Raw genomic sequence first — 3,612 nt, 5'->3', positions numbered from 1 at the left:
GAACCAGAAGGTTCCGGGGCCGCCCCTTTTCGGTGCCCAGGGGCCCGTCCGGACGACCTCCGGACGGGCTTCGGCCGCTTCCGGTTGCGTGACCCAGGTCCCAATGGCAGGGCCCGCGCGGTGACAAGGCGCACAGGGGTTTCGAGGGGTACTAGACGGGATCGTAGCTCTGATAGGGGGCGAATCGGGACGTTCAGGAGTCAACTACCAGGACCTAGGTCCCGAGTGGGCCGAATCGGGCGCAGCGCCGCCTTTCGGGCCTTTTCTCGCCCCGGCGACATGCGGTTAAACCCGGAAGCTTGGGCTGGTATGTCCGATTTCGCGGGCGGTCCCCGGGGGTGTCAAGGGCCGTATTCCTGTGGAGATCGCTACGACTCGGTGTCGTAGATGGGGTGTTTTGGGATGACCTGGGTGCCGGGTTACCAAGGAACAGCCAGCCCGGCGCAACGCACCGATCGCGTCGGGTCCCGTTCTGTCCGGAGGTCTTCCCCCGTATGTCGAAGCGCGTCATGAACCCCGCCGTCCGAGTCACCGCCGTCGCCCTCGCCACCGCGGGTCTGGGAGCGTCGCTGGTGGCCGGAGCCGGGTCCGCCTTCGCCGCCGAGAGCAAGGCCGCCCCGGTCGCCGGTACCGCGGCCGCCGCCGTCGAGGCGCAGGCCGTCACCCAGGCCAAGGCCGCCGCCCAGGCGAAGGCCGCGACCGCGAAGGCCGCCAAGGCCGCGAAGGCCGCTCAGGTGAAGGCCGCGGCCGCGAAGGCCGCCGCCAAGCCGGCCGCCGCGAAGAAGGCCAAGGGCTGGGTCAAGCCGGTCACCTCGTACACCCTCACCGCCAGCTACAACCAGGGCGGCGCCATGTGGTCCCACAAGCACTCCGGCCAGGACTTCGCCGTCCCGGTCGGCACCCCGGTCAAGGCCGCGGGCCCGGGCACCGTCGTGAAGGCCGGCCCGAACGGCGGCGGCGACGGCCCCGCGTACGGCAACGCCATCGTGGTGAAGCACGCCAACGGCACGTACTCGCAGTACGCCCACCTGTCGAAGATCCAGGTCCACGTCGGCCAGAAGGTCGGCGCCGGCCAGAAGATCGCCCTCTCGGGCAACACCGGAAACTCCTCCGGCCCGCACCTGCACTTCGAGATCCGCACGACCCCGAACTACGGTTCCGCCGTCAACCCGGCCGCGTTCCTGCGGACCCACGGCGTGACCATCTGACGCTGACGCGTGTCAGGCCCGGTGGGCCTGCTCGATCAGATCGAGGGCGACCTCGAGGACGGCTTCCTGCTTCTCCTCGGGGTCGTCCTCGTCGTTCCCGGCGTTCTGCATGAAGAACGTGCCCGCGTGCAGGGTGAAGATCGAGCTCATGGCGCGGACCCGGTCCTTCATCGGGGCCCCGGGCTCCTGGACGTACTCGTAGAGCGCGAGCAGCCGCTCCTTGAAGGTGAGGCCGATGCTGAGCTCGCGCACGGTCGCCTGGTTCTCGTGCATGAAGCGGAACAGCGGGGCCGCGGCGAGCAGGCAGACCTGGTAGCGGCGCAGGATCTCCCGCTTGGTCTCCAGGGTGCGCGGCTGCTCGGCGGCCCAGGTGAGCAGCTCGTCCATCGGGCGCGTCAGGTCCTGGAAGATCCCGATGATGATGTCTTCCTTGGTCTTGAAGTGGTAGTACAGCGCGGCCTTGGTGACGTCGAGGCGTTCCGCGATCTCCCGCAGCGAGGTCTTCTCGTAGCCCTGCTCGGCGAAGAGTTCGAGGGCCACGTCCTGGATGCGCTGGCGGGTATTGCCTCGGGCCATGGCTGTTCACTCCCACTTTCCACAAAACTTACTTGACGACCGGCAAGTGACGCGCCTACCGTCCCCCAGTGTAGTAACTAGCCGGGCGGCAAGTAAGGGGACAGTCATGGCGGACACCGCACCATCGAAACAGGCGCAGGGGGAGCAGGAGTCGCAGCGCAGCGTGCGCGTGGTCCTCCTCGCCCTCATGATCGCGATGCTCCTCGCGATGCTGGACAACATGATCATCGGCACCGCGATGCCGACGATCGTCGGCGAACTCGGCGGCCTGGAGCACCTCTCCTGGGTCGTCACCGCCTACACCCTCGCCACCGCCGCCTCCACCCCCATCTGGGGCAAGCTCGGCGACATGTACGGCCGCAAGGGCGTCTTCCTCACCTCGATCGTGATCTTCCTGATCGGCTCGGCGCTCAGCGGCATGGCCCAGGACATGGGCCAGCTCATCGCCTTCCGCACCGTCCAGGGCCTCGGCGCCGGCGGTCTGATGGTCGGCGTGATGGCGATCATCGGCGACCTGATCCCGCCCCGGGAGCGGGGCAAGTACCAGGGCATGATGGCCGGCGTGATGGCCCTCGCCATGATCGGCGGCCCGCTGGTCGGCGGCACCATCACCGACCACTGGGGCTGGCGCTGGTCCTTCTACATCAACCTGCCGCTGGGCGCCGTCGCCCTCGCCATGGTCACCACCGTCCTGCACCTGCCGAGGAAGCAGCGGGCGGCCGGCACCCGGATCGACTTCCTCGGCGCCGCGCTGCTGATCGTCGGCATCACCGCGATCGTCCTCGTCACCACCTGGGGCGGCACCGAGTACGCCTGGGGCTCGGCCACCATCGTCGGCCTCGCGGTCGCCGGCGCGGCCGCCCTCGCCGCCTTCCTGTACGTGGAGACCCGCGCGAGCGACCCGATCATGCCGCTGCACATCTTCCGCAGCCGCAACTTCACGCTCATGTCGCTGATCGGCTTCATCACCGGCTTCGTCATGTTCGGCGCGGTCCTCTACCTGCCGATCTTCCAGCAGTCCGTGCAGGGGGCCTCGGCCACCAACTCCGGCCTGCTGCTCCTGCCGATGCTGCTCTCGATGATGGTCGTCTCGCTGGTCGTCGGCCGCGTCACCACCAGCACGGGCAAGTACAAGGTCTTCCCGCTGGCGGGCGGCGCCCTGATGATCGTGGGCCTGTTCCTGCTCTCCACGATGGACACCGGCACGACCCGCCTGGTCTCCGGGGTCTACATGGCGCTGCTCGGCGCCGGCATGGGCTTCCTGATGCAGATCACCATGCTCGTCGCGCAGAACAGCGTCGAGATGAAGGACATGGGCGTGGCCTCCAGCTCCACCACCCTCTTCCGGACCCTCGGCTCCTCCTTCGGCGTCGCGATCATGGGCGCGCTCTTCACCAGCCGGGTCCAGGACGAGATGGCCGCCGGTGGCGGCTCCGCCCTCACCGAGCGGTCCGCCCAGCTCGACGCCGCCAGCCTGGCCAAGCTGCCGGAGGCGCTGCGCGAGGCGTACCAGCACGCGGTCGCCGTCGGCACCCACTCCGCCTTCCTCGTCGGCTCGGCGGTCGCGGTGATCGGCTTCGTCCTCGCCTTCTTCGTCAAGGAGGTGGCGCTGCGCGGCGCCGGCCCCGCGGCGGCGGAGAAGCCGGCGGACGAGGGCACGGCCAAGGTCGCCGAGACGGTCTGACGGCTGTCGCACGCGCGCGTGGGGCCGGGTTTGCCCCGCAAACCCGCCCCCCGCCCGGTCCCCCGCCCCGGGTTCTCCCGGCGCCCCCGGTTAGGGGAGCGCCCCCGGTTAATGGGGGCGGGGGGCGGGCGGGGGGTGATATAA

General features: G+C 69.5%; 3 protein-coding genes. 2 read left to right on the top strand and 1 reads right to left on the bottom strand.

Annotated features, from left to right (window positions below; genetic code table 11):
* Positions 1-494 precede the first annotated feature (494 nt).
* Positions 495-1,208 carry a M23 family metallopeptidase gene (locus ACFW1I_RS38165; protein ID WP_384678717.1) on the top strand — a complete coding sequence of 238 codons (714 nt, stop codon included), beginning with the start codon at positions 495-497 and terminating at the stop codon, positions 1,206-1,208.
* A gap of 12 nt (positions 1,209-1,220) precedes the next feature.
* Here ACFW1I_RS38165 and ACFW1I_RS38160 read toward each other — a convergent pair whose 3' ends face one another.
* On the bottom strand, positions 1,221-1,784 hold the full coding sequence (locus ACFW1I_RS38160) for a TetR/AcrR family transcriptional regulator (RefSeq protein ID WP_384678714.1): 564 nt from the start codon (positions 1,782-1,784) through the stop codon (positions 1,221-1,223).
* A gap of 106 nt (positions 1,785-1,890) precedes the next feature.
* Here ACFW1I_RS38160 and ACFW1I_RS38155 point away from each other — a divergent pair, with 106 nt between their 5' ends.
* Entirely contained in the window at positions 1,891-3,468 is a 1,578-nt protein-coding gene (locus ACFW1I_RS38155) for an MDR family MFS transporter (protein ID WP_384678711.1), read from the top strand.
* Positions 3,469-3,612 lie beyond the last annotated feature (144 nt).

The organism is Streptomyces sp. NPDC058955 (genome assembly GCF_042741435.1).
Taxonomy (GTDB): Bacteria; Actinomycetota; Actinomycetes; order Streptomycetales; family Streptomycetaceae; genus Streptomyces.
This window is presented reverse-complemented; position numbering and strand designations above follow the sequence as displayed.